General features: G+C 62.5%; 22 protein-coding genes. 11 read left to right on the top strand and 11 right to left on the bottom strand.

What is annotated here, in order from left to right:
* Positions 1-26: 26 nt before the first annotated feature.
* Positions 27-671, bottom strand: a complete 645-nt coding sequence (gene coq7 / locus U0004_RS04905) for a 2-polyprenyl-3-methyl-6-methoxy-1,4-benzoquinone monooxygenase (protein WP_070253827.1) — start codon at positions 669-671, stop codon at positions 27-29.
* 87 nt (positions 672-758) lie between these two features.
* Positions 759-1,190 (bottom strand): hypothetical protein, encoded by a 432-nt coding sequence (locus U0004_RS04900; RefSeq protein ID WP_034784755.1) that lies wholly within the window; start codon positions 1,188-1,190, stop codon positions 759-761.
* A gap of 148 nt (positions 1,191-1,338) precedes the next feature.
* On the opposite strand from U0004_RS04900, the gene U0004_RS04895 reads away from it, so the two are divergent.
* From U0004_RS04895 to U0004_RS04880, 4 genes are all read left to right on the top strand, one after another.
* The gene (locus U0004_RS04895) at positions 1,339-2,118 is read left to right on the top strand and encodes an ABC transporter ATP-binding protein (RefSeq protein WP_070253857.1); all 780 of its coding nucleotides are present in this window, start codon (positions 1,339-1,341) and stop codon (positions 2,116-2,118) included.
* Positions 2,119-2,121: 3 nt separating this feature from the next.
* The gene (locus U0004_RS04890) at positions 2,122-3,318 is read left to right on the top strand and encodes an ABC transporter permease (protein ID WP_034784752.1); all 1,197 of its coding nucleotides are present in this window, start codon (positions 2,122-2,124) and stop codon (positions 3,316-3,318) included.
* 170 nt (positions 3,319-3,488) lie between these two features.
* Positions 3,489-4,382 carry an ABC transporter ATP-binding protein gene (locus U0004_RS04885; protein WP_034784750.1) on the top strand — a complete coding sequence of 298 codons (894 nt, stop codon included), beginning with the start codon at positions 3,489-3,491 and terminating at the stop codon, positions 4,380-4,382.
* Positions 4,383-4,392: 10 nt separating this feature from the next.
* A complete protein-coding gene (locus U0004_RS04880; RefSeq protein ID WP_070253858.1) occupies positions 4,393-7,971 on the top strand; it encodes an ABC transporter permease/M1 family aminopeptidase in 3,579 nt (1,192 codons plus the stop codon).
* A 52-nt stretch (positions 7,972-8,023) separates the two neighbouring features.
* Here the strand turns inward: U0004_RS04880 and U0004_RS04875 are convergent, their stop codons facing one another.
* The 5 genes from U0004_RS04875 to U0004_RS04855 all read right to left on the bottom strand — a co-directional run bounded on the left by U0004_RS04875 (position 8,024) and on the right by U0004_RS04855 (position 12,686).
* Positions 8,024-8,407 (bottom strand): hypothetical protein, encoded by a 384-nt coding sequence (locus U0004_RS04875; protein ID WP_070253828.1) that lies wholly within the window; start codon positions 8,405-8,407, stop codon positions 8,024-8,026.
* Between the two features lie 170 nt (positions 8,408-8,577).
* Positions 8,578-10,041 (bottom strand): catalase, encoded by a 1,464-nt coding sequence (locus U0004_RS04870; RefSeq protein ID WP_070253829.1) that lies wholly within the window; start codon positions 10,039-10,041, stop codon positions 8,578-8,580.
* A gap of 92 nt (positions 10,042-10,133) precedes the next feature.
* Positions 10,134-10,790 (bottom strand): DsbA family protein, encoded by a 657-nt coding sequence (locus tag U0004_RS04865; RefSeq protein ID WP_070253830.1) that lies wholly within the window; start codon positions 10,788-10,790, stop codon positions 10,134-10,136.
* A 20-nt stretch (positions 10,791-10,810) separates the two neighbouring features.
* The gene (locus U0004_RS04860; protein WP_070253831.1) at positions 10,811-11,680 is read right to left on the bottom strand and encodes an MBL fold metallo-hydrolase; all 870 of its coding nucleotides are present in this window, start codon (positions 11,678-11,680) and stop codon (positions 10,811-10,813) included.
* A gap of 88 nt (positions 11,681-11,768) precedes the next feature.
* Complete coding sequence (locus tag U0004_RS04855; RefSeq protein ID WP_139144058.1) at positions 11,769-12,686, bottom strand: LysR family transcriptional regulator; 918 nt, start codon at positions 12,684-12,686, stop codon at positions 11,769-11,771.
* 99 nt (positions 12,687-12,785) lie between these two features.
* Between U0004_RS04855 and U0004_RS04850 the strand changes: the two genes are divergently transcribed.
* The 4 genes from U0004_RS04850 to U0004_RS04835 all read left to right on the top strand — a co-directional run bounded on the left by U0004_RS04850 (position 12,786) and on the right by U0004_RS04835 (position 17,295).
* Positions 12,786-13,475, top strand: coding sequence for a hypothetical protein (locus U0004_RS04850; protein ID WP_070253833.1), 690 nt, complete (start codon positions 12,786-12,788; stop codon positions 13,473-13,475).
* 114 nt (positions 13,476-13,589) lie between these two features.
* Positions 13,590-15,041, top strand: a complete 1,452-nt coding sequence (locus U0004_RS04845; RefSeq protein WP_081345433.1) for an alkaline phosphatase — start codon at positions 13,590-13,592, stop codon at positions 15,039-15,041.
* A gap of 68 nt (positions 15,042-15,109) precedes the next feature.
* A complete protein-coding gene (locus U0004_RS04840; RefSeq protein WP_412101873.1) occupies positions 15,110-16,495 on the top strand; it encodes an alkaline phosphatase in 1,386 nt (461 codons plus the stop codon).
* A gap of 74 nt (positions 16,496-16,569) precedes the next feature.
* Entirely contained in the window at positions 16,570-17,295 is a 726-nt protein-coding gene (locus U0004_RS04835) for a hypothetical protein (protein WP_070253834.1), read from the top strand.
* 60 nt (positions 17,296-17,355) lie between these two features.
* On the opposite strand, the gene U0004_RS04830 is transcribed toward U0004_RS04835, so the two are convergent.
* From U0004_RS04830 to dprA, 3 genes are all read right to left on the bottom strand, one after another.
* The gene (locus U0004_RS04830) at positions 17,356-20,022 is read right to left on the bottom strand and encodes a DNA topoisomerase III (RefSeq protein WP_070253835.1); all 2,667 of its coding nucleotides are present in this window, start codon (positions 20,020-20,022) and stop codon (positions 17,356-17,358) included.
* A 283-nt stretch (positions 20,023-20,305) separates the two neighbouring features.
* Complete coding sequence (locus U0004_RS04825; RefSeq protein WP_034749287.1) at positions 20,306-20,770, bottom strand: Smg family protein; 465 nt, start codon at positions 20,768-20,770, stop codon at positions 20,306-20,308.
* A 94-nt stretch (positions 20,771-20,864) separates the two neighbouring features.
* On the bottom strand, positions 20,865-21,968 hold the full coding sequence (gene dprA, locus U0004_RS04820; RefSeq protein ID WP_070253836.1) for a DNA-processing protein DprA: 1,104 nt from the start codon (positions 21,966-21,968) through the stop codon (positions 20,865-20,867).
* A gap of 304 nt (positions 21,969-22,272) precedes the next feature.
* On the opposite strand from dprA, the gene def reads away from it, so the two are divergent.
* Both def and fmt read left to right on the top strand, forming a co-directional pair.
* Entirely contained in the window at positions 22,273-22,815 is a 543-nt protein-coding gene (def, locus tag U0004_RS04815) for a peptide deformylase (protein WP_034784735.1), read from the top strand.
* Positions 22,816-22,912: 97 nt separating this feature from the next.
* A complete protein-coding gene (gene fmt / locus U0004_RS04810; protein ID WP_070253837.1) occupies positions 22,913-23,869 on the top strand; it encodes a methionyl-tRNA formyltransferase in 957 nt (318 codons plus the stop codon).
* Positions 23,870-23,956: 87 nt separating this feature from the next.
* Here the strand turns inward: fmt and U0004_RS04805 are convergent, their stop codons facing one another.
* The gene (locus tag U0004_RS04805) at positions 23,957-26,434 is read right to left on the bottom strand and encodes an IPT/TIG domain-containing protein (RefSeq protein WP_115057409.1); all 2,478 of its coding nucleotides are present in this window, start codon (positions 26,432-26,434) and stop codon (positions 23,957-23,959) included.
* Positions 26,435-26,735: 301 nt separating this feature from the next.
* Between U0004_RS04805 and U0004_RS04800 the strand changes: the two genes are divergently transcribed.
* Positions 26,736-26,918 (top strand): hypothetical protein, encoded by a 183-nt coding sequence (locus U0004_RS04800; RefSeq protein WP_139144059.1) that lies wholly within the window; start codon positions 26,736-26,738, stop codon positions 26,916-26,918.
* Positions 26,919-26,997: the final 79 nt, after the last annotated feature.

Raw genomic sequence — 26,997 nt, 5'->3', positions numbered from 1 at the left:
GATTACGGCCTGCGGCCTAATCCGACCTACAAGTAATACGCCGTTTTTGTCATCACTTTCCCCATGATGCCCATCAACGCCTTCACGGGCGCCGGGGTATCGATGGCGCCCAGCCGCTGGGCGGCGGCGCCGTGCTCCACTTCGTCGATGGCCATCTGCTTGACGATGGCGCGCGACTTGGCGTCCTGCGGCGGCAATTCTTCCAGGTGACTGGCCAGGTGCGCTTCCACCTGGCGTTCCGTTTCCACCACAAAACCCAGGCTGCGGCCGTCGCCCATGCGCGCGGCGATGGTGCCCAGCGCAAACGAACCCGCATACCACAGGGGATTGAGCAGGCTCAGACGCGAGCCCAGCTCCGTCAGGCGCTGCGCCGTCCATGCCAGGTGGTCTTCCTCTTCGCGTCCCGCTTCGTCGAACTGGGCGCGGATGGCCGGGCTGTGCGCATAGCGCGCCTGCGAGTTGTACAGGGCTTGTGCGCACACTTCGCCCACATGGTTGACGCGCATCAAGCCGGCACTGTGGCGCTGCTCGGCCGGACTCAGCTCCGCATCGGGCGCATGCGCGGCCGGCGTGGGGCGCGAGGCCGAGGCCACGCCCGCCATGACGCGCAGGGCCTTGTCGGCGCCAACAATCAAACGATCCAGGGGGTCAAAATGGCGGTTCGCGGTCATCGTGGCTATGCTCATGAGTAGTAAAGCATGAATTATAGGACGATAGCGGCCAGCAGTCCCCACGCCGCGCGCAGGGTGTACGGGGCTTTATTGACTTGTGCGCGCTTTTTCCTGCTCGATCCAGTCCACCACGGGGCCGACGGCATCCAGGCCCGACAGGCTTTTCGCCACGCCCAGGTTCAGTGAAATCAGGAAAGAAATGCTGTCCACGGGGATGTCCGGGCAGTATTCGGCAAACGCGGCGCGAAAACGCTCCGATTGCAGCACGCGCAAGACTTTCTCGCCGCTCATGAATTGCAGCACGCTGGCGATGCTGTGCCCGCCACCTATCGAGTGGTAGATAAACCGGTTGTACTTCGCGTCGATCTGCTTGAAATCGAGGGTTTCCTCCGTCATCAGGCCGGCCAGGTAGTACAGCCCCAGGCTGACGCGGAAGAAACCGATGGCTTCGGCACTGGTCATGCCGGCGCGCGCCACGGCCAGTACCTTGTCCTGCATCGCCTGATCGATCGTTTGCATTGCGCTCTCCCGCGCCGTCCGCCGGCGCCCACCGGGCCAGCTTGCATGAAGATGCTGTTTTTTTCAATAGACCAAACGATATTTCCACCTTGCAAGTTACATTTTTTGCATGCTACTCTCGTTCTTCACCGTCGAATGGATGAAGCACATGATTGAAGTCAAGCACCTGGCAAAACGTTTTCGCCTGCCGCCCCATAAGGGCAAGGGCGTGCACGTCAGCGATCCGCGCGAACATGAAGGCTGGTTTCACGCCGTACGCGACGTCAGTTTCAGCTGCGCCCCCGGCGAAGTGCTGGGCCTGCTGGGCCCGAATGGCGCCGGCAAGACCACCACCCTGCGCCTGCTGTCGACGGCCTTGCAAGCGGACGCGGGCAGCGCCCTCGTCAACGGCGTCGACGTGCTGCGCCAGCCGCTGGTGGCGCGCCAGAGCATCGGTTTCCTGTCCGGCTCGACGGGGCTGTATGGCCGCCTGACGGCGCGCGAGAACGTGGAATATTTCGGCCGCCTGCATGGCATGCCGGCCGACAAGCTGAAACGCCGCTGCGACGAACTGTTTGCACTTCTGCAGATGGAGGAATACGGCGGCAAGCGGGCCGATCAGTTGTCGACGGGCATGAAACAGAAGTGCGCGATCGCCCGCACCGTCGTGCACGAGCCGCAGGTGGTCATCCTCGACGAACCGACGACGGGCCTGGACGTGATGTCGGCCAAGATCCTGCTCGACTTCATCGCCAGCTACAAGGCGCTGCGCGTGCCGCTGATCTTTTCCACGCACCACCTGCACGAGGTGGAAAAGCTGTGCGACCGCGTCTGCATCATCAACCGCGGCACCACCGCCTTCAATGGCACGGTCAACGAACTGCGCCACCTGGGCGGCAGCGCGGACTTGTACGACGCCTTTGTCAGCGTCATCAACCAGGGAGCCTGAGCCATGTGGACCATTTATCTGAAAGAGTTGCTGGAACTCACGCGCGACCGCAAGACGCTGATCTTCACCATCCTGATACCCATCTTTGCCATGCCGCTGATCTTTGGCGGCTTCGCCTATGTCTCGAACAATATGTTCAAGAATGCCAAGACGGCGGAAATGCGCTACACGCTGTTCGGCAAGGACCATTCGCCGGGCTTGAGCGCGCGTTTTACCCAGCAGCACAACCTGCGCGAAGTGCCGCTGGCCAGCGAGGGCGATATCCGCCGCGCCATCGGCGACGACACCATCAAGTTTGCCGTCGTCATTCCGCCCCGGTTCGAAGAGGCGCTGCAGCAACAGCAACAAGCCAAGGTGGTGCTGCACTACAACAGCGCCAGCACTGTCGACGTGACCCAGCAGCGGGTGCGCGAGATCGTCGAAACCTATAACGCCAGCCTGCGCGAAGGGACGCTGTCGGCCCTGAACCTGAGCCCGGCCCAACTGGCCTTTGCCCTCAATCCTATCGTGCTCGACAAGCAATCGACGGCCAACGAACGCGAGCAGATGGGCGCCATCGTCGGCGGCATGCTGCCCTATCTGCTGCTGATGGTGTGCCTGACGGCGGCCATGTACCCGGCCATCGACCTGGGCGCCGGCGAAAAGGAACGGGGCACGCTGGAAACCCTGCTGCTGGCGCCCGTGCCGCGCAGCGCCATCGTGCTGGCCAAGTTCCTCGTGCTGTTTACGGTGGGCATGACCTCGGCCGTGCTGATGGTGGGCAGCATGGGCGCCCTGCTGGCCATCTTCGGCAGTTCGCTGGAAGGCAACATGGCCGTCATGGTGCGCAGCATCGGCTTGCCCGACCTGGCCATGGTGACCCTGATGCTGGTGCCGACAGCCGCCATCTTCGCCTCGCTGCTGCTGTCGATCTCGATCTACGCGAAAAGCTACAAGGAAGCGGCCGGCATGATCACGCCATTGATGCTGTTCGTCATCCTGCCCACGGTGGCGGCCATGCTGCCCGGCGTCGAGCTGAACTGGATGTGGGCCATGGTGCCGCTGACCAACGTGTCGCTGGCCATGAAGGAACTGGTCAAGGGCACCATGGATTACCGCATGTTCGGCGTGATCCTGGCCTCGACCACGGTGATCGCGGGCGCCCTGCTGATGCTGTGCCGCTGGTGGTTCAACCGGGAATCCGTATTGTTCCGCAACTAGACACGCCAGCCAGGGTGAAGCGGGGTGCCGTCCACCCCGCCCATCTGCACTCTGGCCACGCGAAAATGCCGTGTATCGCATGTAACTGCCCAGTACGTCTTAAATTCAATACAATGCCAGCATAGAGAAGCCCTGCACCATCGGGCTGCAACGCATGAGTTAGGAGTTGTATGGAATTGCAGATTCGCAAATTGTCGAAGACCTACGCGAATGGCGTGGCGGCGCTGGATAACGTGTCGCTGACGATACCGCCCGGGATGTTTGGCTTGCTGGGCCCGAATGGCGCCGGCAAGTCGACCCTGATGCGCACGCTGGCCACCTTGCAGGAATGCGATTCCGGCTCCATCTTCTTCGGCGACTACGACGTGCTCGACGACAAGGACGAGATCCGCCGCATGCTGGGCTACCTGCCGCAAGACTTCGGCCTGTACCCGAAAGTGACGGCCTACGAGCTGCTCGACCACTTCGCCACCTTGAAAGGCTTGTCGCAGCGGGCGCGCCGGCGCGAGGTCGTCGATGGCCTGTTGCAGCAAACCAATCTGTTCGACGTGCGCCACCAGCGCCTGGGCAGCTTTTCCGGCGGCATGCGCCAGCGCTTCGGCATCGCGCAAGCCCTGCTGGGCGACCCGAAACTGATCATCGTCGACGAACCGACGGCCGGCCTCGACCCGCAGGAAAGAGTCCGCTTCCATAATCTGCTGTCCGACATCGGCGAAGACAAGACGGTGATCCTGTCGACCCACATCGTGTCCGACGTGGCTGACCTGTGCGCCAACATGGCCATCATCAACAAGGGCCATTTGCTACTGTGCGGCAAGACCCAGGAACTGATCGACGAAGTCAGCTGCAAGATCTGGGCGCGCTTCGTCGAGAAGAAGGAGCTGGCCAGCTTCCAGCAGCGTCACGCCGTCATTTCCACGCGCTTGCTGTCGGGCCGCACCTTGATCCACGTCTACAGCGACGACGACCCGGGCGACGGCTTCGAGGAAGCCATCGGCGACCTGGAAGACCTGTATTTCGCCACCATTGCCGGGCGCCACCGCGTCGCCCCGCAGTGCGACTAAGGGGACGGCCATGCTTGCCATCGCCCGCTTTGAAGCGCGACAGCGGCTCAAGCTGCTGTCCACCTGGGTGTATTTCGCCATGTTTCTGGCGCTGGCCATGCTGTGGATGGCTGCCGCCGGCGGCGTCTTCAAGGAAGCGAGCATCAGTTTCGGCGGCAAGTTCCTGATCAACGCGCCCCGCTCGCTGGCGTTCACGTGCAGCCTGCTGGGCTGCTTCGGCGCCGTGGTGGTAGCCGCCATGATGGGCCGCTCGGTGCAGCAGGATTTCGAATACGGCATGCAGCATTTCTTCTTCAGCGCGCCGATCAGGAAATACCAGTATGTCTTCGGCCGCTTCCTCGGCGCCTACCTGGTGCTGGCCGTGGTGTTTTCCAGCATCGTCATCGGTGCCTGGCTGGGCGCCTGGCTGCCCGGCATCGATCCGGAACGGCTGGGGCCGCAACGGGCGCTGGCCTACCTGATGCCGTATATGTTTACGCTGCTGCCCAACCTGTTCATCTTCGGCGCCATCTTCTTCGTCATCGCGGCCCTGACGCGGCGCATGCTGCCTGTGTACATCAGCTCGGTAGTCATGCTGATCGGCTACCTGGTGGCCCCATCGCTGGCGCGCGACCTCGACTACAAGACCCTGGCCGCCCTGATCGATCCTTTCGGCACGACGGCGCTGATACGCCTGACGGAATACTGGCCAAACGCGGAGCGCAACACGCGCCTGGTGACCTTGGAAGGCGTGTACCTGCTGAACCGCGCCATCTGGTCCGGCCTCGCCCTGGTGGCATTGCTGCTCGGCTACTGGCGCTTCCAGTTCCACGCCACGACGGACGCGGGCGCCGGCAAGCGCCGCAGCGAGGGCGACGTCCCGCTGCGCCTGTCGAGCGCCTCGCTGTCCACGCAGGAAACACCGGACTTCGCGCAGCGCAGCCTGGCCGCCCTGCTCGTCAAGATGAGCTGGCTGAACCTGCGCGAAACCATCAAGAACATCTATTTTGTCGTCATCGTGCTGGCCGGCGTGCTGACCATGTATGCGGGCGCGCTGGACATGGGCTCCATCTACGGCACAAATACCTATCCGGTGACGGAAAAGGTGCTGGACATGGTCAACGCTTCGTTCGCCCTGTTCATGCTGATCATTACCACCTTCTACGCGGGCGAGCTGGTATGGCGCGAACGGGAAGCGGGCACGTATCAGATGCTCGACGCCCTGCCCGTGCCGAACTGGCTGCCCCTGCTGTCGAAACTGTTTGCGCTGGTCGGCCTGCAAGCACTGCTGAGCCTGGTCATCATGCTGTGCGGCATGTCGATTCAGATCTTCAAGGGCTATTACCGCCTCGACCCCGGCCTGTACCTGGAATCGCTGTTCCTGTCGCACTTGCCGTCCTACGCGCTGATCGCCGTGCTGGCCATCTTTTTGCAGGTATTGATCAACCACAAGTACCTGGCGTATTTCGCCATGATTCTGTACCACATCGCCAGCATCAGCTTTTCCTCGCTGGGCCTGGGCGACCCGCTGCTGCTGTATGGCAACACACCAGACTTCGTGTATTCGGCCATGAACGGCGCCGGCCACTATCTGTTACGCGAGCGCTGGTACTTGCTGTATTGGAGCGGTGCGGCCGTCATGCTGACGGTGCTGTCCCTGCTGTTCTGGCCCCGCGGCGCGCAGGATAGCTGGCGCATCCGTCTGCGCCTGGCGCGCCATGGCCTGACGCACGGCGTACTGGCCAGCTTTGCCGGCGGCGCCCTGCTCTTCCTCGGCACCGGCACGGTGCTGTTCTACGTCTTCCACGTGGCCAACGATTACAAGTCCGAATTCGCCCGCGATGCGGACCGCGCCAGTGTCGAGCGCCAGTACCGCAAGTTTGCCGCCACGCCGCAGCCGAGAATCACCGACGTGAAACTCGACGTGGCCATCTATCCGGCGCAGCGCACCCTCGCCGTCACGGGCCGCTATGTGCTGCAAAACAAGACCAGCCTGCCGATCAGCCACATTTTTGTGCAGCAAGACCCGACCTCCACCATGCGCCTGCGTTTTGACGCGCGTGTGCATCCCGGCCTCGATGATGGCAAGCTGGGCTTCTACAGCTACCGCCTGGCCGCGCCACTGGCGCCGGGCGCTACCCTGGGCCTCGATTTCGACGTCCGCTATGCGCCGCGCGGCATCTTCGGCCTGGGCCAGGACACGCCCGTGGTCGCCAACGGCACCTTCTTCACGAATGCCGTGCTGCCGCACATCGGCTACCAGGCGCAGCAGGAATTGACAGACCCGCGCGACCGCAAGAAACACGGCTTGCCGGCGCGCGAACGGGCCTTGCCGCGCGACGATGCGAAGGGATTGGCCGACAATTACGTCAGCAACGACGCCGACCGCATCAACTTTGACGCCACCGTCAGCACCGTCGACGGCCAGACGGCCATCGCGCCTGGCATGCTGGACAACGACTGGATCGCCAAGGGCCGCCATTACTTCCACTACACGATGGAGCAGCCGATCCTGAATTTCTACGCGTTCCAGTCGGCCCGCTACGCCGTCAGGCACGAGCGCTGGCAAGACGTGGCCATCGACGTGTATTACCACCCGGGCCATGAATACAATCTGGACCGCTTCGTGCGCGGCAGCAAGGAAGCGCTCGAGTACTACACGAAAAACTTCGGCCCTTACCAGCACAAGATCCTGCGCATCGTCGAGTTCCCCCGCTACGCCACATTTGCGCAATCGTTCCCGAACACGATACCGTACTCGGAAGGGCTGGGCTTCATCGCCAAGGTGGATGACAAGAACCCGAAAGATATCGATTATCCGTTCTACGTCACGGCGCATGAAGTGGCGCATCAGTGGTGGGCGCATCAATTGGTGGGCGGCAATACGCGCGGCGCTACCGTGCTCAGCGAAACCCTGGCCGAATATTCGGCCCTGATGGTGATGAAGAAAACCGTGGGGCCGGCCAAGATGCGCCGCTTCCTGCGCTATGACCTGAATCAATACCTGATGGGGCGCAGCGAAGAGCGCAAGAAGGAATTGCCGCTGGCCGAGAATGAAAACCAGGCCTATATCCACTACAACAAGGGCAGCCTGGCCATGTACTTGCTGCAAGACATCATCGGCGAAGACAAGGTCAACGGCGTGCTGCGCGACTTGCTCAAGACCTATGGCCAGAAAGGCCCGCCGTATGCGAGCGTGACAGCCCTGATTGCCGGCTTGCGCCAGGTCGCGCCGCCCGAGCAGGCTTACCTGATCGACGACCTGTTCGAGAAAATCGTGCTGTTCGACAACCGCGCCCTGTCGGCCACGGCCACGAAACGCAGCGACGGCAAGTACGCCGTCACCATCAAGGTGCAGGCGAGCAAATTGACGGCCGGCGAACAGGGCGAGGAACACGACGCGCCCCTGCACGACTGGATCGAGATCGGCGTCGACGACGCGAATGGCCATCCGCTGCTGCGCGAGCGCCTGCGCATGACGAAGCGCGAAGCGAGCTATACCGTCATCGTCGGCAGCCGCCCCGACAAGGCGGGCATCGATCCCGACAACAAGCTGATCGACCGCAAGCCGGACGACAATATGGTCACCGTCGACATCGCCGAAGCATGACAAAAAATGGCCACCCTGAACAGGTGGCCATTTTTTAAGTGTCAGGCGCTCATCAGGCTGCGGCGGAACGCGTTACCAGACTCAGGCTGATGCCCATTTCCGTCAGGTGCTGCATGTCGGCCAGCGAGAGGTCGAGCGGCGCATCGAGCGTATCGTCGCCATTCAACTCCAGTTGCAGTTCGGCCACGATGCGCGGCATGCTGAAGCTGACGCCGCGCGAGCGGCATTCGGCCAGGTAGCTGCGTATGCGTGAGGGCAACACTTGCGATTTGGATGCCTGCGCGATCAGCACCTCGAAGCCGGAATCGAGATGCACGCGGCCCGCGCCCTTCGCCTCGCCCTTGCGCCATTGCCGTTCCGGATCGGTGGGCAAGACTTCAAGGATGGATTTGAGCGTGGGGTCGTCCCCATGCACCGACAGCTTCGCCATATTCATATTGCAAGACTTTCTAGTCAGGACGCCGCCGGGAAGGCTGCGCGATCATCAGACCGACAAGTCTACGCATGGGCGGCAAATATGTCCATACGGCAATATTTGGTATTCATCTCTAATTTGTGCTGGATCAACAACAGGCGGAACCAGCTTGTTCCGCCTGCAATAAACGCTTACAGGGTCACGCCACGCGCCTGCAGGGCGGCGCGCACGCCGGCGCCGTAGGCGGCATCGGCCCGGTCGAAGTGACCGAGCTGACGCTGCAAGGTTTCCGCACGTACCTGGCTCAACGGTCCTGCCAGGTTGTCGAACAGGTTTTGCTTCGCCTGGGCGGACATCAGGCGGAACAGATTGCCGGCCTGCGTGTAATCGTCTTCCACGCCGCGCCCATCGTAGCGCGCCGCGCCGCCATCGAGCGCCAGCGCCCCCTCGCCATGGCCCAGGCCTTGCGGTTGCGTGCCCGCCGCCGCCACGTTCGCATAGTTGCGCGCCGCGCCGCCATTGTGGATCGCCATGCCGCCGTCGCGCTGCTGGTTATGGAAGGGGCAGCGGGCCGCATTCACGGGCAGATGCTGGTGATTCGTGCCGACCCGGTACAGCTGGGCGTCGTGGTAGGCGAACAGCCGGCCTTGCAGCATCTTGTCCGGCGAGTATCCCATGCCCGGCACGGCGTTGGCCGGCGAAAAGGCCGCCTGCTCGACCTCCGCGTGGTAATTGTCCGGGTTGCGGTTCAGCTCGAAGATGCCTACCGGCAGCAGCGGGAAGTCCGCATGCGGCCACACTTTCGTCAGGTCGAACGGGTTCCAGCCCGTGCGCTGCTCCCATGCATCGAGCTGCTCCTGCGTCGCCACCTGCAGCTTGACTTCCCACTGCGGGAAATCACCGCGTTCGATGGCACCGAACAGGTCGCGCTGGGCGTAATCGGGGTCGGCGCCGGCCAGGCGGCCCGCTTCCGCGGCAGGCAGATTCCTGATGCCCTGGCGCGTCTTGAAGTGCCATTTCACATACACGCGCTGGCCGTCGGCATTGATCAGGCTATACGTGTGGCTGCCGAAGCCATCCATGTGGCGGTAGCCGTCCGGCGTGCCGCGGTCCGAGAACAGCATGGTGACCTGGTGCAGGCTTTCCGGCGCATGGCTCCAGAAATCGAACATCATCTCGGCCGATTTCAGGTTGCTTTGCGGATCGCGCTTTTGCGTATGGACGAAGTCGGGGAACTTGATCGGGTCCTTGATGAAGAACATGGGCGTGTTGTTGCCGACCAGGTCCCAGTTACCCTCTTCCGTATAGAAGCGCACGGCGAAGCCGCGCGGGTCGCGTTCCGTGTCTGCACTGCCGCGTTCGCCGCCGACGGTGGAAAAGCGCGCAAAGGTCGCCGTCTGCTTGCCCACTTCACTGAACAGCTTGGCCTTGGTGTAGCGTGAAATGTCGTGCGTGACGGTAAAGGTGCCGTAGGCGCCCGAACCTTTTGCGTGGACCACGCGCTCGGGGATGCGCTCGCGGTTGAAATGCTGGAGTTTTTCGATCAGGTGGAAGTCTTGCAGCAGCAGCGGGCCACGGGGACCGGCGCTGATGGAATTCTGGTTGTCGGCGACGGGGATGCCCGAGGCGGTACTGAATGGCGGCTGTTGGCTCATGCTGCTTTTCCTTCGTTGTTGACTAATGGAAGCAGTGTAACCAGGTCAACAATAAAGGAAAAGTTAATTGATTTTATCGAATCGATAGCTATTTACAATGCGCACCTTTGCGCATCGCACACGCCACCCAGTTGCGCCTGCAACTTCGCGGGCTGGCCCAAAAAGCCCCCGATATCGATCACGGACAGCGTGCCGCTGCCATCGTCGAGCACGAACGTGGGAAAGCCCTGCCCGCCCACCTGCGCCAGCAAGGCGCGGCTGGCATCGATATGCCGTTGCGTGGCAGTGCCCGCCTGTTGCGCATACTCGGCCTGGAATGCCGTCCCATCCATGCCCAGCTCTTGCGCCAAGGTCACCAGCACGGGCAGGTCGGCAATGCGCAAGCCGTCCACGTAATGAGCGCGCTGCACGCGCTGCAGCATGTCCAGGCCCTTGCCAGCCAACGATTCGGCCGCCAGGATGGCCGTGATCGGCGGTTCGGAATCCAGCATGGCCGTCGTGTCGTTCAGCAAGCCATCGATATAGGCGTCGCCGAACGGCTGGCCCGACAATTGCTCGATGCGCCGGTCATGCGGCAGCACATAGCCGCGCCAGGCGGACGTAATCTGGCGGCGATTACTGCCCGTCATCATGCCGCCGCCGTGAAACGCCAGCGTCAATCCGGGCACGGCGCGCGCCGCCTCGACCAGCGGCGCGGCGCCGTAGCACCAGCCGCACAGGGGGTCGAAAATGTAATGCAGTGTGGGCATGCTTGACTCCTTGTTGCCGCTTACCATTTCATTTCGCCCTTGGCCACCTTGGCGCTCGTTTCCAGGGCGCCATCAAGGCCCAGCTTCGGATAGCGCATTTTCATCGCTTCAATCAGGGCGGCCGAATTGGCGGCCTTGGCCGTTTCCGCTTCAAACGTCACCAGATAGTCGCGCGTAAAACTGATGCTGTCCGGCGTCAGGGGCGAACCCACCTTGAAGTGACCGGGCACGACGGTGACGGGTTTCAGGGCGGCGATGCCGTCCAGTGTCTTGAGCCAGTCCTGGCGCGATTGCAGGCTTTGCGTATCGGCTGTCCATACGTGCAGGTTGCCAAACAGTACCACGCCGCCGACGATGGCCTTGATCGATGGAATCCACACATAGGTGCGCGCTGGCGTCGGGCCGGCGATATCCAGCGACTGGCCTTCCAGGCTGATGCGCTTGCCTTGCAACGCTTCGGGAATGACGATGCTTTTCGGCGCATTGTCTTTCAGGATAGGACCCCAGTAGCCGACCTTGGCGTCGGCCTTGCGGCGGATTTCCGCGACTGTTTCCGGCGTGGCAACGATTTTCGCCTGCGGGAAAGCGGCCTTGATCACGTCGAGGCCAAAGTAAAAATCGGGATCGCTGTGGCTGATGTACACGGTCGTCAGTTTCTTGCCGCTGGCACGGATCTTCTCCACCAGCTTTTGCGCTTCGGCGCGCGAGAATTGCGCATCGATCAGCACGGCGTCATGCTTGCCCGCAACCAGCACGGAAGCGACAGGGAAGATCGCCGCTTCGCCCGGGTTGAAGACTTCCAGGGTCAAGGGAGCGCTGGCGGCGGCCGACGCGGCGCCGGCGGCAAACAGGGTGGAAACAAGAACGCTGCTGATGGATTTGGAGAACATGCTGTGCCTTCACAAAATGATTGGGATGCATGCATCTTACGTTGCTCAATCCGGTAGAAAAACCCGTTAAAGCGCAATAGTTTGTTGCTTATTTCGGATGAATAGACAGCTGCCGCGCCAATGCATGCAGCCATTGCCCCGCCAGCGCGCCATCCCACACGAGCAGCACCTGTTCGCTGCAATCAACGCTGCCGGCCAGCTCGACCTGCAGCAAATCGTGCGCGCGCACGGCGAAGTCGGGCAGGTAGGCCAGCGCCCGGCCGGACTGCACATAGCCCAGCAGCAGCTGCACGTCGTCGCTCCAGTAGCGGATGGTGCGCCCTGCCACCCCGCGCCAGCCATCGGCATGGCGGCCCCGCTCCTCGCCGCACAGCAGGGAGTGGGCAGGGCTGGCAAACGCGTGCGGCAAGACGTCCTGCATGGCGCAGCGCACGGATGCGCAGGCTGCCGGCACGCCGCGCGCCAGCACATGGCCGCGCCCGGCCGCCAGCAGCATGCGCATACTGCCCAGCGCCGTGCTGTGCCAGGTGGCAGGCCAGTCGGCGCCGCGCTGGGCGATGGCGTCCTGCGTCACCAGTGCCGCATGGCAATCGCCGCGCGCCAGGGCCGCCAGCGCCGCATCCTCGAAAGCCGGTTGCAAACGCAAGCTGGCCTGCGGATAGGCGTCCAGCGCCGCCGCCAGGGTCTCCGCGTGGCGCCACAGCAGCAAGGCAGGGCCGGCGATGCGGCCATCGATGGCGCCCCGTTCGCCCATCACGTCCAGGCGCGCCTGTTCGGCCAGCGCCAGCAAGCTGCGCGCACGCTCGAGCAGCAAACGGCCGCTGTCGTTGAGCAGCAATTGCTTGCCGCTCCGGTCAAACAGGGGCGCGCCCATGTCCCCCTCCAGGCGGCGCAAGGCTTTCGACACGGCCGATGGCGTCAGGTGCAATTCCAGCGCCGCCGCGCCCAGGGTCGGCAGGCGCGCGGCGCTGCAAAACACGCGCAGGTCGGCAAGGCTCATATGCATGATGATTTCCAAATGGGACACGAAAGGTGAAAAATGGTTGCTGTACCGTCCATCATACCGCCCCTATCATCCTGGTATTAAAACTCATCAATTCCTCCCATGCTACGTTTCTTCCTTTCCGCCATGCTCCTGATGCTGTCCAGTCTCGCCCACGCCGCGCCCCCGACCTGGGGCCTGCACGGCATGGTGCTGTTTGGCGGCAAGCAAGGGCTGTATGCCTCGCACCTGCCGATGTTCCATGCGCCGCACGATTACCAGGTGGTGCTGCAAGTGCGGCTGGCCGACCCCGCCCTCGATGCGCGGCTGCGCCAGCAGCTCGATGGCCATACGGCGCTGTGGACCCTCGAACCGGAACATTTCGAGCTGGCGCGCTTGCTGCCCGCCGCGCCGCTGCCGCTGCGCCAGTTCCGTGCGACGGTAGTGCGCGGGCACTTCGAGAAGGCTGGAAAAGCCGAACCCGGTTACGGCGCTGCCGCCATCATCGTCGAGCGCGTCCTGCTGATGCGCCAACTGTCGCCGGCACCCGCCGCGCACGCCAGCGCGCGCTATCTGCAGGTGGGCGACGGCACGCAGCGCTTCCTCGTCAAGCGCATCGACAGCCGCCCCGATTTCGAACATATCGTCGCCTGGACCAGCCCTGCGCAGGCGCCGCATGGCGACATCGTGGCGGCCAAGCGGGGCGTGCAGGAAACCCCGGCCGCCAGCTTGCAGGCGGCCTTGCGCGCGCAGCTGGGAACAACGGCACGCTTGCGCGGCACGGTGTACTTTTCCACCGAGGACGTGCGCTAAAACAACACGCCAGGCGGACGCGCACCGGCGTGGCCAAATGTGTCACAGCGTCATGAGGGCGTCACATTGGATTGTTATCTTGCTAGCTCTTTCAAACCTAGCCGGATGAACCACATGACACGCAGAAAAATTTCCGTCGCTGGCTGCAGCGTCGCCATCACCCTGATGCTGGCCGCCTGCGGCAGCGACGCCAAAAAAGAAGAGGTAGTGGCTGAAGCACCGCCGAAAAACGTCATCTTCTTCCTCGGCGACGGCATGGGCCTGACCACCATGACAGCCGCGCGCATCTATTCGGTGGGCGAAGAGGGTGCGCTGACCATGGACACCCTGCCGGAAACGGCCTTCGTCAAGACGTTCTCGAACGACGCGCAAGTGACGGACAGCGCGCCATCGATGGCCGCCTACATGACGGGCGTCAAGATGAACAATGAAGTCATCTCGATGTCGGCCAACACGGTCGCCATCGATCCGGGCACGGATGCGAACGGCAACAAGCTGGTCAACAAATGCGGCACCGGCAACGGCACGCCCGCCACCACCCTGCTGGAACTGGCCAAGGCCAAGGGCTTTGCCGCCGGCGTCGTCAGCACGGCACGCGTGACGCATGCCACGCCGGCGGCGACCTATTCGCACATCTGCCACCGCGACCTGGAAAACGATATCGCCGCAGCCCTGGTGCCTGGCGGTACGGGCTACAACAGCGCGCTGGGCACTGCCGGCCTGGACGTGGTCCTCGGTGGCGGCGCGCAATTCTTCAAGCCGTTCAAGGATGGCGGCAAGCGTTCCGACGGACGCGACCTGCTCGCCGAACTGAAAGCGAAGAGCTACACGGTCGCCAACACGGGCGCCGACTTCAAGGCCGTCGATGCGGCCAAGACGGAGCGCCTGTTCGGCGTGTTCACGTCCAGCCACATGAGCTACGACCTGGACCGCGATGCCGCCAAGGAACCGAGCCTGGCGGAAATGACCACCAAGGCCATGGATGTATTGGCCAAGAACAAGAAGGGTTATTTCCTGATGGTCGAAGGCGGCCGCATCGACCATGCGCTGCACGAAACCACAGCCAAGAAAGCGCTGCAAGATACCGTCGCATTCGATAACGCCATCAAGGCGGCCATCGACAAAGCCAAGCTCACCGACCCGACCCTGGCCAATACCCTGATCATCGTCACGGCCGACCATGACCACACCCTGGTGCTGAACGGCTACGCCAAGCGCACGGGCAAGACGGCTGCCGGCAACCCTGGCGTGCTGGGCGTGGTGAAGAACTACGTGACCGGCGCGGTCGAGAAAGACCTCGATGGCGCACCGTATTCGATCATCGGCTTCGGCAATGGCGAAAACCGCACCCAGTCGAGCCGCGCCGCCATGGCCAGCCTCGATGAAACCGTCACCAGCGCCAATAATTACCACCAGGAAGCGGTGATCCGCACCACGGCGGGCAACGAAACCCACGGCGGCACCGACGTCTTCCTGGGCGCCATCGGCAAGGGTTCGGAAACCTTCCTCGGCACCATCGACAACACCAAAGTATTCGGCCTGGTCAAGACCGCCGGCGGTCTGTAATCCCCAAGAGACAAGAATTGGACAAGCACATGAAACTTGCATCGACACCCGCCGTACTGAAATCGGCCCTGAAACTCTCCTTGCTGACCACGCTCGTGGCCGCCAGCGTTGCCAGCGCCTACGCCGCCGACGCCAAGAACGTCATCTTCTTCCTCGGCGACGGCATGGGCCCGTCCGTCGTGACGGCGGCGCGCATCTACCAGTACAAGGAAGACGGCAGCCTGACGATGGACACGCTGGAACGCACGGCGCGCATCAAGACGTTCTCGAACGATGCGCAAACGACGGACAGCGCGCCATCGATGGCCGCCTACATGACCGGCGTCAAGATGAACAATGAAGTCATCTCGATGGCGCAGGACACGATCGCCAAGGAACCCAGCCGCGATGCCAACGGCAATCTGGGTGTGGACAATTGCCCGGCCGGCGGCAAGAGCGCGCCGACCATCCTGGAACTGGCAAAAGCCAAGGGCAAGGCCGTGGGCGCCATCACCACCACGGAACTGACGCACGCCACGCCGGCGACGACTTTCTCGCACATCTGCAACCGCAATGCGCAATACGCGATCGCCGCGCAAACGGCGCCGGGCGGCGCGGGCTACAACGCGGCCCTGGGAGATGGCGTCGACGTGCTGATGGGCGGCGGCCGCAATCACTTTACGCCTTGGTCGGCAAGCAACAAGTATGGCCGCGCCGATGGCCGCAACCTGTTGACGGAATTTGCCGCCAAGGGCTACACCGTGGCCGCGACGAAAGCGGAAATGGCGGCAGCGCCGAGCGGCAAGAAATTTATCGGCCTGTACAGCACCCGCAGCCACCTGGAATATGAACTGGACCGTACGGCCACGCCACCGCTGGGCGAAGGCGCGACCCAGCCTAGCCTGTCGGAAATGACGCTGAAAGCCATCGACTTGCTGTCGAAAAACACGAACGGCTACTTCCTGATGGTCGAAGGCGGCCGCATCGACCACGCCTTGCACGGCATCAACGCCAAGCGCGCGCTGACGGATACCATCGCCTTCGACGACGCCATCAAGGCAGCCATCGGCAAGATCCGAGAAACCGATCCGAAGCTGGAAAATACCCTGATCGTCGTCACGGCCGACCATGACCATACCCTGGCCTTCAACGGTTACGGCAAGCGCGGCAACCCTATCCTCGACATCAACCGCGGCTACAAGGATAACCAGCCGAGCAAGGATGCCGATGGCAATACCTACACCACCCTGGTGTTCGGCAATGGCCCGAACCGCCCTGCCCTGCGCAGCAACGTCGACAGCGCCACGGCCCTGAAAGACAATTACCTGCAGGAAACAGGCGTGCGCCTGGCCAGCGAAACCCACGGCGGCGGCGACGTCAAGCTGCTGGCCACGGGCGCCGGCTCCAAGACCTTCAAGGGCACCCTGGACAACACCAAGGTGTTTGACTTGCTGAAGGCGGCCTTCGGCTTCTGATCCACATCAACACGGCAACCCCACCGGGGCGGATGGCGTAGGCCCTCCGCCCCTCTGCACGTAAAGGCAACACCATGAAATCGTCCCTGATCGCCATCCTCCTCGCCGCCGGCTTTGCCGCCAGCGCGCAAGCCGCTCCTGCCACCCCGCCTGCTACTGCCGACCTGGACCTGGGCATCACCTATTACAGCCGCGTCCTGACGCCAGAAGGCGTGACGCGCGAGAGCCGCTACGAAGAAAAGATGCTGCGCCGTCCCGGCCACGTGTGGGTCGAGCGCGTGCTGGCGCCGTCAACGGACACGCATGCAGGCCACAAGCACGGCGACAACACCAAAGTGGCGCTGAAGGCCACGCAGCATGAACACAAGCACTTCAATCCCGTGCTGATACCGCGCCACGTGATGCTGGAAAAGAACACCGTGCGCGTGGAATACATCGATGCGCATGACAAGGTGGTGGTGGCGATCCCGAAAGCGGAATACGAAAACGTCAATTTCGACGGCTCCTGGGAAAACAGTTTCTATCTGCTGGACCCGAAACTGGTGGCCGCCATGCCGCTGTCGAAACAGGCATCGAACGTGACGGGCGCGCGCTGGCGCGAAGTGGAAAAAAATGGCGTGTTCCAGCGCATCCTGTGGGATGAACAAAAGCAGATTCCCCTGATCATCGAAAGCGGCGACCGCGCGAATACCTTCTATCGCCGGGTCGACGTCAAGCTGCAGCCGACCGTCAGCAAGGCGCAGCCGTGGGCGAATCTGCAGAACTACGCGCAGCGCGAGTATTCCGACTACCTTGACTAAGAGTCTCGGGACGTAAAAAAAGCCAGGGACATCCCTGGCTTTTGTTTGGCTGGCGCCGGATTACTCCGCCGCTGCCGCCTTCTTCGCCGGCGCCTTCTTGGCGGCCGGCTTTTTCACGGCCGTGGCTTTCTTGGCTGGCGCCTTTTTGACGGCTGCCGCTTTCTTGACGGCCGTCTTCTTCGCTGGCGCCGCGCCTTCTTCGCCTTCGGCTTCGACGGCTGCCGCCTTGGTCTTCGCGCCCGGCTTGGCCTTGCGCTCTTCAAACTCGAAGCTCACCTTGCCATCCTTGCCGCGCACGAGGAATGCCTTGAACGGACGGCGGGTACGCTGCGAAACAAAGCCCGGCAGCAAGTCCGTCTTGCCATCGTTGAGCAGTTTTGCCATTTGTTCCGGCAAGATTTCCTGCTGCAAGATGATACGGCCGCTGCGGAAATCGCACGTCTTCGGTTTGGCCACGCTGTGTTCGCACACATAGGCCAGGCCCATTTCGTACACGCCAGCGTTGCACTTGGGGCAAGGTCCCACAGGCGTCTGGCCCGTGAAATCGACGCCTTCGCCATCTTCGCTCTCGTCGTTCTGGCCGAAATCGAATTCCAGCTTGAAGTTCTTGATCTCTTCATCGCGCACGATGCGCAGGATGGCGGCGAACGGACGGCCCATCTTCGAGCGGAAGCCTTGCAGCGGGCCGATGGTGCGGTCCTTCAGCAATTGCTCCACTTCGGCGATTTCGAACTGGCGCGAACCCGGCGTCTTGCTCATCGAGAATTCGCACTTGGTGCAGGCGAAACGGCGGTAGTTTTCCTTTACCACGCCGCTGCAATTCGGGCACGGCGTTTCCAGGGTCGCGTAGTCGCCGGGGATCGTGTCGTTGTCGTATTCCTTGGCGCGCTTGACGATGATTTGCGTCATCTGCGCGATTTCGCGCATGAATTCTTCGCGCGAAATCTTGCCTTTTTCCATCTGCGACAGCTTGTATTCCCACTCGCCCGTCAGCTCCGGCGCCGTCAATTCGTTGACGCCCAGGCCCTTGAGCAAGGTCATCAGCTGCGACGCCTTGGCCGTCGGAATCAGTTCGCGGCCTTCACGGATCAGATAGCGTTCCGTCAGCAAGCCCTCGATGGTGGCCGCGCGCGTCGCTGGCGTGCCGAGGCCCTTGCCAGCCATCGCATCGCGCAGCTCGTCGTCGTCGATCAGCTTGCCGGCGCCTTCCATGGCCGACAGCAACGTTGCCTCGGTGAAGCGCGCAGGCGGCTTGGTGACCAGGCCGTTGGCGTTGACGCTTTCCGTCTGGACTTTCTCGCCCTTGGCGACCGGCACCAGATTGCCGTTGCCATTGCTTTCCTTGTCCGCGTCCGTCGAGGCTTCCTTGCCGTAGATGGCCAGCCAGCCCGGATTGGTCATGACCTTGCCTTCAGTCTTGAACTGATGGCCGGACACTTCCGTGTAGCGCGTGGTGACCTGGAATTCCGCAGGCGGGAAGAACACGGCCATGAAGCGGCGCGTGACCAGGTCGTACAGCTTCTGTTCCGGCTCGGACAAATTCTTTGGCGCGATCGTCGTCGGGATGATCGCGAAGTGATCCGAGATCTTGGTATTGTCGAAGATGCGCTTGTTCGGCTTGACCCAGCCCTTGTCGATGATCTGCTTGGCGAACTGGTGGTAGTTGCTGTTTTCCTTGACCGTTTCCAGCGCCTGCAGCACGGTCGGCATGTAGTCTTCCGGCAGGTGGCGCGAATCGGTACGCGGATACGTCAATACCTTGTGCTTTTCATACAGCGCCTGGGCCAGGCCCAGTGTGTTCTTGGCGGAGAAGCCGAAACGCGAGTTCGCTTCGCGCTGCAAACTGGTCAGGTCGAACAGGCCCGGCGCCATCGAAGTGGTCGGTTTCGACTCTTCCGTGACGATGCCTTGGCGGCCGCGGCAGGCGGTGGCGATCGAGTCGGCAGCCGTCTTGCTCCACAGGCGCTCGGCGCGCTTCTCCGGGTCGTTCTCGTCCTTCTTGAACTTCGTGTCGAGCCAGCGGCCTTCATAGATACCGGCCGCGCAGACGAATTCGGCGCGCACTTCCCAGAAGTCGCGCGGCACGAATTTCTTGATCTTGTCTTCGCGTTCGACCACGATCGACAGGGTCGGCGTCTGCACGCGGCCCACGGTGGTCAGATAGAAGCCGCCTTCCTTCGAATTAAACGCCGTCATGGCGCGCGTGCCATTGATGCCGATCAACCAATCGGCTTCCGAACGGCAGCGGGCCGCATCGGCCAGCGGCAGCATTTCTTCGTCGCTGCGCAGGTGCGAGAAACCGTCGCGGATGGCGCCCGGCGTCATCGACTGCAGCCACAGGCGCTTGACCGGTTGCTTGGCCTTGGCGTTTTGCGCGATCAGGCGGAAAATCAGCTCGCCTTCGCGCCCCGCATCGCATGCGTTGATGAGGGTGGTGACGTCTTTGCGTTTGATCAGCTTGTTTAATACTTTGAGGCGCGCTTCCGTCTTGGCGATCGGGTTCAGCGCGAAATACGGTGGAATCATCGGCAAGTGCGCGAAACTCCATTTGCCGCGCTTCACGTCGAATTCTTCCGGTACGGCGATCTCCAGCAAGTGGCCGACCGCCGACGACAGGACGTATTCATCCGATTCAAAGTACTCATCGTGCTTGGTAAAGCCGCCAAGCGTCTTCGCGATATCGTTCGCGACAGAAGGCTTCTCGGCGATGATGAGGGTTTTTGTCATATTTTTTAGTCTCGAAAAATGCTCTAGGATAGTTTCAGCATGCGCATCATACAGTGCATTGCCAGGCGCCGACGCTTTTGTCTGCGCAAGGCCGTGTGACTTGTGGTCTTGTCAAGCGGCCAATGATAAGCGCCTATTGAAGAATTCGGCAAGTTATCTGCAAGCAAGAATGCGCAAGCGCAAACACAACAGGCTGGCGGGTGCGCTGGTGCAACACATGGTAAAGGGGATGGCGCGGCAGCGGCGCCAGGGTCGGGCAGACAGCGAAGAATACGGCTATATATTAGTGCAATAAGCGCGGCGGGAGATCTTCATCGTCGACGAACAAGTCGTCGAACATCAGGGCATCCGGTTCCTTGCCCTGGCTCCACAGCAGCATCAGCACGATGACTTTCAGCTTGCCCAGCGACACGGGTGCCTCGTCGAGCGCCAGCGCCCGTTCGATGACGATTTCGCGCTGCAGCGGCGAGAGTACCTTGGCGCTTTCCAGGAACTGGATGAAGCCGATGGCGGCCGTGCCCAGCACGTCGCTTTCCTGCTGTACATAGAAGCGCGTGCCCGTGGAACTGGCCGTCAGGGTTTGCTCGACGCCGGCCATGGCATTCAAATCCGTCAGCCAGACAAGCGCTTCGGAAATCTCCACGTCGTCGAAACCGACGGCCGACAGTTTGCGCGCCAGGACTGCCGGCTCGGGGCAGGCATCGGGGCGATAGTAAGTCTCGTAGAGGTACACCAGGATATCGAACATGGCTCTACTCTATCAGCTAAGTTCGCTGCGACACAAGGGTGCGCGCCGACAAAGCGCCGCCGTGCGGCAAGGCCGCCACACAAGTGACAAGCTGTCATTTACAGCGTTGAAACAGTCCTCCTGGCAAGCGCTCCACCCGGCCCGCCAGCTCCAGCGCCAGCAGTTCGCCCATCAGCGCGCCCATGGCCAGGCCGCTGCGCGCGGCCAGGGTATCGGCATCGAGGGGATCGTGGCCCAGCGCGGCCAGCAGCGGCGGTTCGTCTTCCACCACGGCCGGCGCGCCGGGGATGCCGCCCAGCCACTGCAGCTCTTGCAGCACGTCATCGGCCGACTCGACCAGCTTGGCGCCCTGCTTGATGAGCGCATGGCAACCCTTGGCCAGGGTGGCATGGATGGAACCGGGCAAGGCATACACATCGCGCCCCTGCTCGCCGGCCAGGCGGGCCGTGATCAGGGAGCCCGATTGCGCGGCCGCCTCGACCACCAGCACGCCGCGCGCCAGGCCGCTGATCAGGCGGTTGCGGCGCGGAAAGTTACCTGGCATTGCGGGCAGCCCCAGTGCATACTCGCTGACGATGCAACCCTGTTCGGCAATTCTTTGCGCCAGATCAAGGTTACGTCGCGGATACACCAGATCGGCGCCCGTGCCGATCACGGCGACGGTGGCCCCCGCGCCGCGCAAGCCGCCCTCGTGCGCGTGCGTATCGATGCCCAGCGCCAGCCCGGAAATGATGGTCAAGCCTGCCGTGCTGAGGGCTTGCGCAAAGGCGGCCGCATTCTGCATGCCTTGCGCGCTGGCATTGCGGCTGCCGATGATGGCCACGCCGGGACGCGACAGCAATTCCGCCCGCCCCCGTACATATAACAAGAGCGGCGGATCGGCGATTTCCAGCAGCAGGGGCGGATACGCGGCATCGGCCAGGGTCAGCACGGCATTGCCGGGGCCTTGCAGCCACTGCAGAGTAAGCTCGAGCTGGCTGTTGGCCACCGGCCTGGGCGGCTGCACGATGGCGCGCGCCACGCTGGCCGGCACCACTTCGCGCAAGGCCTCGAAGGACGCGCTGAAGATGGCCGGCGGCAAGCCGAAGCTGACCAGCAAGGCACGCGCCGCCACCGGCCCCACGCCGGGCAGATGCTGCAGGCGCAGCCAGCCCGCCAGTTCCGTGGCCGCGTCTGCCGTCGTGGCAATTGCATGCATGACAACCTCGCTGTGTGCTGTGCCATCCCATGCTAGCGCCATGGCGCGCACGCGATACCGACGCGCGCAACAATGCGTGCAATGGCCGTGCAAAACGGCCCGTCATCCACAGGAGCATGGGCGTCTGTGATAAAATTTCCCTTTGCAGCAGACGAATAGCGCACTGGCAAACGCATCTGCCGCGCCGTTGTGCCATACGCGCCCAACCGTAGCGTACTCAAATAAAATAGCCCTGCCATCGTTCGCATGGCCCAGGCATGAATAATCCGGCGCACCGGCGCCCACCTTAACCAGTCGAATCCGTATGTCCATATTAAATATCCTGCGTTACCCCGATCCTCGCCTGCACACGATCGCCAAGCCCGTCACCGAATTTGACGCGCGTCTGCAAACCCTGATCGACGACATGGCCGAAACCATGTACGACGCCCCGGGCGTCGGCCTGGCCGCGTCGCAAGTGGACGAGCATATCCAGATGATGGTGATCGACATCACCGAAGAGAAAAACCAGCTGCAAGTGTTCATCAACCCGGAAATCACCTGGGCCAGCGAAGAAAAGCAGGTCTACGATGAAGGCTGCCTGTCCGTGCCTGGCGTCTACGATGGCGTCGAGCGCCCGGCCCGCATCAAGGTGCGCGCCCTGGACCGCCACGGCAAACAGTTCGAACTGGAAGCCGATGGCTTGCTGGCCGTCTGCATCCAGCATGAGATGGATCACTTGCTGGGCAAGGTATTCGTCGAATACCTGTCGCCGCTCAAGCGCAACCGCATCAAGACCAAGATGATCAAGGAAATCCGTGGTCTCGAGCGCGAAGCGAGCCTGCGCGCTCAGAACCGCCGCTTCTAAGCCACTGCTGATAGACTAAGCAACAACAGTCGTCGTTACACCACGCCAGCCTGGCGCATTTGGGCGCGGGCCTGTACACCTCACGTCAAGGAACCATATGAAAGTGATCTTCGCAGGCACGCCTGAATTTGCCGCCACGGCCCTGAAAGACTTGCACGAAGCGGGATTCGAGATTCCGCTGGTGCTGACCCAGCCCGACCGCCCTGCCGGGCGCGGCATGCAATTGCACGCCTCGGCCGTCAAGCAATATGCGCAGCAACATGGCATCGAGGTGCTGCAGCCCTTGTCGCTGCGCATGGACAGCAAGGACCCGCAGCGCGCCGCCGAAGCCAAGGCAGCCCACGCGCGCCTGCTGGCCACCGACTACGACGTGATGGTGGTGGCGGCCTACGGCTTGATCTTGCCGCGCAGCACGCTCGACATCAAACCCTGCATCAATATCCACGGTTCATTGCTGCCGCGCTGGCGCGGCGCGGCGCCCATCCACCGCGCCATCGAAGCGGGCGACGATGAAACGGGCGTGACCATCATGCAGATGGAAGAAGGCCTCGATACGGGCCCGATGCTGGCCATCGAGCGCACGCCCATCGAAGCGGGCGACTCCACCGCCAGCCTGCACGACAAGCTGGCCGCCCTGGGCGGCAAGATGATCGTCGAAACCCTGCGCAAGATGCAGCAGCAGCCGCTGGAAGCCGTGCCGCAGCCGGAAGCGGGCGTCACCTACGCGGCAAAGATCGCCAAGGAAGAAGCGGCGCTCGATTTCAGCCTGCCGGCACTGGAACTGGGCCTGAAGATCCGCGCCTTCAATCCGTTTCCCGGCGCCTGCGGCCAGGTCGATGGCACCACCATCAAGATCTGGGCCGCCGACGTGCTCGAAGCGGATAGCAAGGAAGCGCCCGGCCAGGTGCTGGCAGCCGACGCCCAGCACGGCATCGTCGTGGCCTGTGGCAATGGCTCGCTGCGCCTGACGGAACTGCAAAAACCGGGCGGCAAGCGCCTGCCCGCGGCCGAATTCATCAAGGGCTTCCCGCTCGAAGGCAAACGCTTCGCCTGACTTCACCGGGTTGCACCGCGCCATCATGCCGATGGCCATAAAAAAAGGCTTGCCGCGGCAAGCCTTTTTTGTATCCAGCCACAGCGCTTAGCGGCGCTGCACCTTCATCAGGCGTGCGCCCACGGACGACGACAGGCTGACTTCAAAACGGCCACCGGCCGGCACGGCGCTCACGTCGACATTGGCTTTGCCACCCGTCAAGTCACTGGCAACCACCGTCTTGCGGCCATCGGCAGCCACGTGCATGACGGCGGCATACGGTTCCGCCTCGGCATTCCAAACCAGCACCAATTGGCCGCCGCTTTGCGTCGCATCAAACGTGGCATCGTTGGCGGCAGCCTTGCTGCGGCGCGCCGGGCGTTCCAGCTTGGCCAAAGCCTTGCCATTTGCCAGCACTTGCACATCGCTGATTTCGCCCGGATTGGCGAAGCTGACGCGGAAGTGGCTCATGGCGTTGCCGCCATGGTCGGCCACGGAGACGCCATCGAAGGGCAAGTCGATAGTCTGTCCGGACGCCGTCAACACGCGCAAGGTATAAGCATGGCCACTGCCGCTGGCAGCGGCGCCGATGCGCGCCGACGAGGCAACGGCTGGGCGCAAGGCCACGCCGGCTGGCGTGATGCGGCCGGAAATGGTCAGGTAGCCGTTCTCGGCCACGGACATGCTGGCGGCCAGCACATTGCTGCCCGTCCCCTGCGTGCTGCGTTTTTCCAGGAATTGCTGCACCCGCGCATAGCTGTAGTCGGAGAACCAGGCGCCGCTGCAATAGCTCATCACGTCTTTCATCGGCGTGCTGCCATAGACTGCCTTGCTCAGCTGGCCGATGCTGCCCGCATAGTTGCTGTTATACAGGGGTTGCGGTCCCAGATTGCCATCCGCATACGGGTAGTCGGCAGCGGCGCCGGCCGGGCCGCCGCAGGCAACGTGCTGCAGCGAGTGGTTGTGGCCCAGCTCGTGCACGAGCGTGGTCAGCCATTCAGGCCATTGATTGCCGAATGGATCGACCGATGCGATGCTGTTGAAGCGGGCATCCAGGCCGATGGCCGACGTGAAGTCGCTGCCGCTGCTGCGCTGGTTGATGTAGGCCAGGCCGGCGGCGCGGGTGGAGGACATTCTCGGCACGAAACCATAGTAATAGGCACCGCTGTCTTCCAGCGCGCGCTTGTTTTCCAGCTTGCCCAGGGTATCGCTCCACCAGCTGTCGGCCGTGCTGCTGCCTGGCATGCTCAGCGCGGCGCGCGTGGTGATGCTGATATTTTCCGTCGCATACGGATACACGCGCAACAGCGCAGCGCGGATCACCTCGGCGTCCGGCAGTTGCGCCACGCCATCGTCGGTGCTCAAGGGGACGAGTACCAAACGGATTCTGGCCAGGCTGGCCACCATGGGTGCCGCTTCCTGGCTCACTTGCACGCCGTCATTGCCGACGGCCGTCACGCGCACGCGCACGCCGGGCAAGATCCAGCCGGAGGGCAGGACGGCACTGAAATTGCCATTGAAACTGTCATCGTTCGTCGTCGTCGGCAAGAGCGCCGGCCCCGTCATCGCGATGCTGCCCAGATTGCTGCCATTGGCGGCGGTCGCATTCAAGGTCACGGCCGGGCTGGCCTGGCCCGCCTGCGTGGCCAGCACGGACACGCGCACGGCAGCCGGCTTGCCGCGCGTCAGACGCAAAGCCGTATTGCTGGCGTTCAAATTCAGTACTTGCGCGAAATCAATGCTGCCCAAGGTAAAGGCCGACACCGTGCCCGCATTTACGGCGATGCGCGAAGCGGCCGACAGCATCACATTGCCCGTTGCCGAGGCTGGCGCGGACAGCAGCAGCTGGCTGGCGCTGGCGCTGACGATGACGGCCGGCGTATTGCCCACCGAAGCCGAGCTGACCTGGTCGAGATTGCTGCCCTGCACCGTCACCGACAAGGTCGCGCCGTTGACGGCCGACGTGATCGACGTCACTGCCACGCTGGCCAGGACCGTGTACGCGTCGCTGCTGATCACATCGTTGTAGGGACCGCGCACCGTCAGCGCGCCTGTCGCTGCACCCGCAGGCACCACCACTGTCACGCTGCTGGCCGTCTGGCTTTGCGGCGTTGCCGCCGCGCCATTGCCAAACTGTACCGCTGTCACGGCCCCCATGCCGCCGCCCGTGATCGTCACGCTGGAGCCGACACCGCCCGTCGCCGGCGCGACGCTGCCCACGCTCAACGGCAGGTACACATTGACGTTATAGCTGGTGGCCGCCGTACCGCTGGCGCTGACCAGGCTCAAGGCACCCGTGACGGGCACGCCAGGCATGGCCAGGGTCACGCTGGTCTCGCTGGCGGCACTGGTGGCAACGGTCACGCCGCCCACCTGGAAGGCCGTCACGCGGCCCAGATTTGTGCCCGTGACCACCAGGCTGCCGCCCACGGCAACATTCGCCGCCGAGACGGCCGTCACGGCAGGAGTCAGGACGGGCGTGCCCGAGGTGGTCGCCACCACCGTGTCGCCACCACCGCCACCACCGCCACCGCAGGCGGACAGGCCCAGCACGACAAACAATGCTACGAGCAGATGGTTTTTCATGGCTGGCAACCATGTTTGTGCAGCGCGATGCCGGGGAGGACACGAGATAAATGTGACATATTGGTGACTTTTGGTGAGAATTTAATTTCTAAGAACCAATATTATGGGTTAATTCGATTCCCAAAGACAACTATTAATGCTTTTGATTCAATTGGTTTTGATAATAGTTAAAATATCTGCTTGGCAAACTTTATTCTGAGCATTATTTCCCTCACTCTGTATTGCCTTAAATCAAAATTAATTTCCTTTGCAGCTATTGCCATTCCATTCATTAAAAATATGCTGAGGCAGGACAAATAATGTGGAAATTTTTCCACATCCTAGAGGACAGTATTTTTCTGCCAACTTTGGCGGAAGAATTAACGTTTTGAGTAAGATTTTCAGGAATGTAATTTCAGCGGCAGGCGTGGCAGGAGGCGATGTGTTGCAAGAAGGCCAGCCGTGGGGCGAACGGCCGCTTTTGCTTAAAACCAAAGCAGCCTGATGCCGTATAATTTTAGACCCGGTGAAATCAGGCGATTGCCACCTTCTGCCTGCCCTACCCGGCCGGCACTCTCCGTCAG

The sequence above is a fragment of the Janthinobacterium lividum genome, from assembly GCF_034424625.1.
In the GTDB taxonomy this organism is placed as follows: domain Bacteria; phylum Pseudomonadota; class Gammaproteobacteria; order Burkholderiales; family Burkholderiaceae_D; genus Janthinobacterium; species Janthinobacterium lividum.
The sequence above is the reverse complement of the archived record's forward strand: the minus strand, read 5'-3'. Positions and strand labels throughout refer to the sequence as shown.

Bases quoted from the DNA above. Each gene is read 5' to 3' on its own strand.
- coq7 (WP_070253827.1), bottom strand. From the start codon at position 671: ATGACCGCGAACCGCCATTTTGACCCCCTGGATCGTTTGATTGTTGGC.
- U0004_RS04900 (WP_034784755.1), bottom strand. From the start codon at position 1,190: ATGCAAACGATCGATCAGGCGATGCAGGACAAGGTACTGGCCGTGGCG.
- U0004_RS04895 (WP_070253857.1), top strand. From the start codon at position 1,339: ATGATTGAAGTCAAGCACCTGGCAAAACGTTTTCGCCTGCCGCCCCAT.
- U0004_RS04890 (WP_034784752.1), top strand. From the start codon at position 2,122: ATGTGGACCATTTATCTGAAAGAGTTGCTGGAACTCACGCGCGACCGC.
- U0004_RS04885 (WP_034784750.1), top strand. From the start codon at position 3,489: ATGGAATTGCAGATTCGCAAATTGTCGAAGACCTACGCGAATGGCGTG.
- U0004_RS04880 (WP_070253858.1), top strand. From the start codon at position 4,393: ATGCTTGCCATCGCCCGCTTTGAAGCGCGACAGCGGCTCAAGCTGCTG.
- U0004_RS04875 (WP_070253828.1), bottom strand. From the start codon at position 8,407: ATGAATATGGCGAAGCTGTCGGTGCATGGGGACGACCCCACGCTCAAA.
- U0004_RS04870 (WP_070253829.1), bottom strand. From the start codon at position 10,041: ATGAGCCAACAGCCGCCATTCAGTACCGCCTCGGGCATCCCCGTCGCC.
- U0004_RS04865 (WP_070253830.1), bottom strand. From the start codon at position 10,790: ATGCCCACACTGCATTACATTTTCGACCCCCTGTGCGGCTGGTGCTAC.
- U0004_RS04860 (WP_070253831.1), bottom strand. From the start codon at position 11,680: ATGTTCTCCAAATCCATCAGCAGCGTTCTTGTTTCCACCCTGTTTGCC.
- U0004_RS04855 (WP_139144058.1), bottom strand. From the start codon at position 12,686: ATGCATATGAGCCTTGCCGACCTGCGCGTGTTTTGCAGCGCCGCGCGC.
- U0004_RS04850 (WP_070253833.1), top strand. From the start codon at position 12,786: ATGCTACGTTTCTTCCTTTCCGCCATGCTCCTGATGCTGTCCAGTCTC.
- U0004_RS04845 (WP_081345433.1), top strand. From the start codon at position 13,590: ATGACACGCAGAAAAATTTCCGTCGCTGGCTGCAGCGTCGCCATCACC.
- U0004_RS04835 (WP_070253834.1), top strand. From the start codon at position 16,570: ATGAAATCGTCCCTGATCGCCATCCTCCTCGCCGCCGGCTTTGCCGCC.
- U0004_RS04830 (WP_070253835.1), bottom strand. From the start codon at position 20,022: ATGACAAAAACCCTCATCATCGCCGAGAAGCCTTCTGTCGCGAACGAT.
- U0004_RS04825 (WP_034749287.1), bottom strand. From the start codon at position 20,770: ATGTTCGATATCCTGGTGTACCTCTACGAGACTTACTATCGCCCCGAT.
- dprA (WP_070253836.1), bottom strand. From the start codon at position 21,968: ATGCATGCAATTGCCACGACGGCAGACGCGGCCACGGAACTGGCGGGC.
- def (WP_034784735.1), top strand. From the start codon at position 22,273: ATGTCCATATTAAATATCCTGCGTTACCCCGATCCTCGCCTGCACACG.
- fmt (WP_070253837.1), top strand. From the start codon at position 22,913: ATGAAAGTGATCTTCGCAGGCACGCCTGAATTTGCCGCCACGGCCCTG.
- U0004_RS04805 (WP_115057409.1), bottom strand. From the start codon at position 26,434: ATGAAAAACCATCTGCTCGTAGCATTGTTTGTCGTGCTGGGCCTGTCC.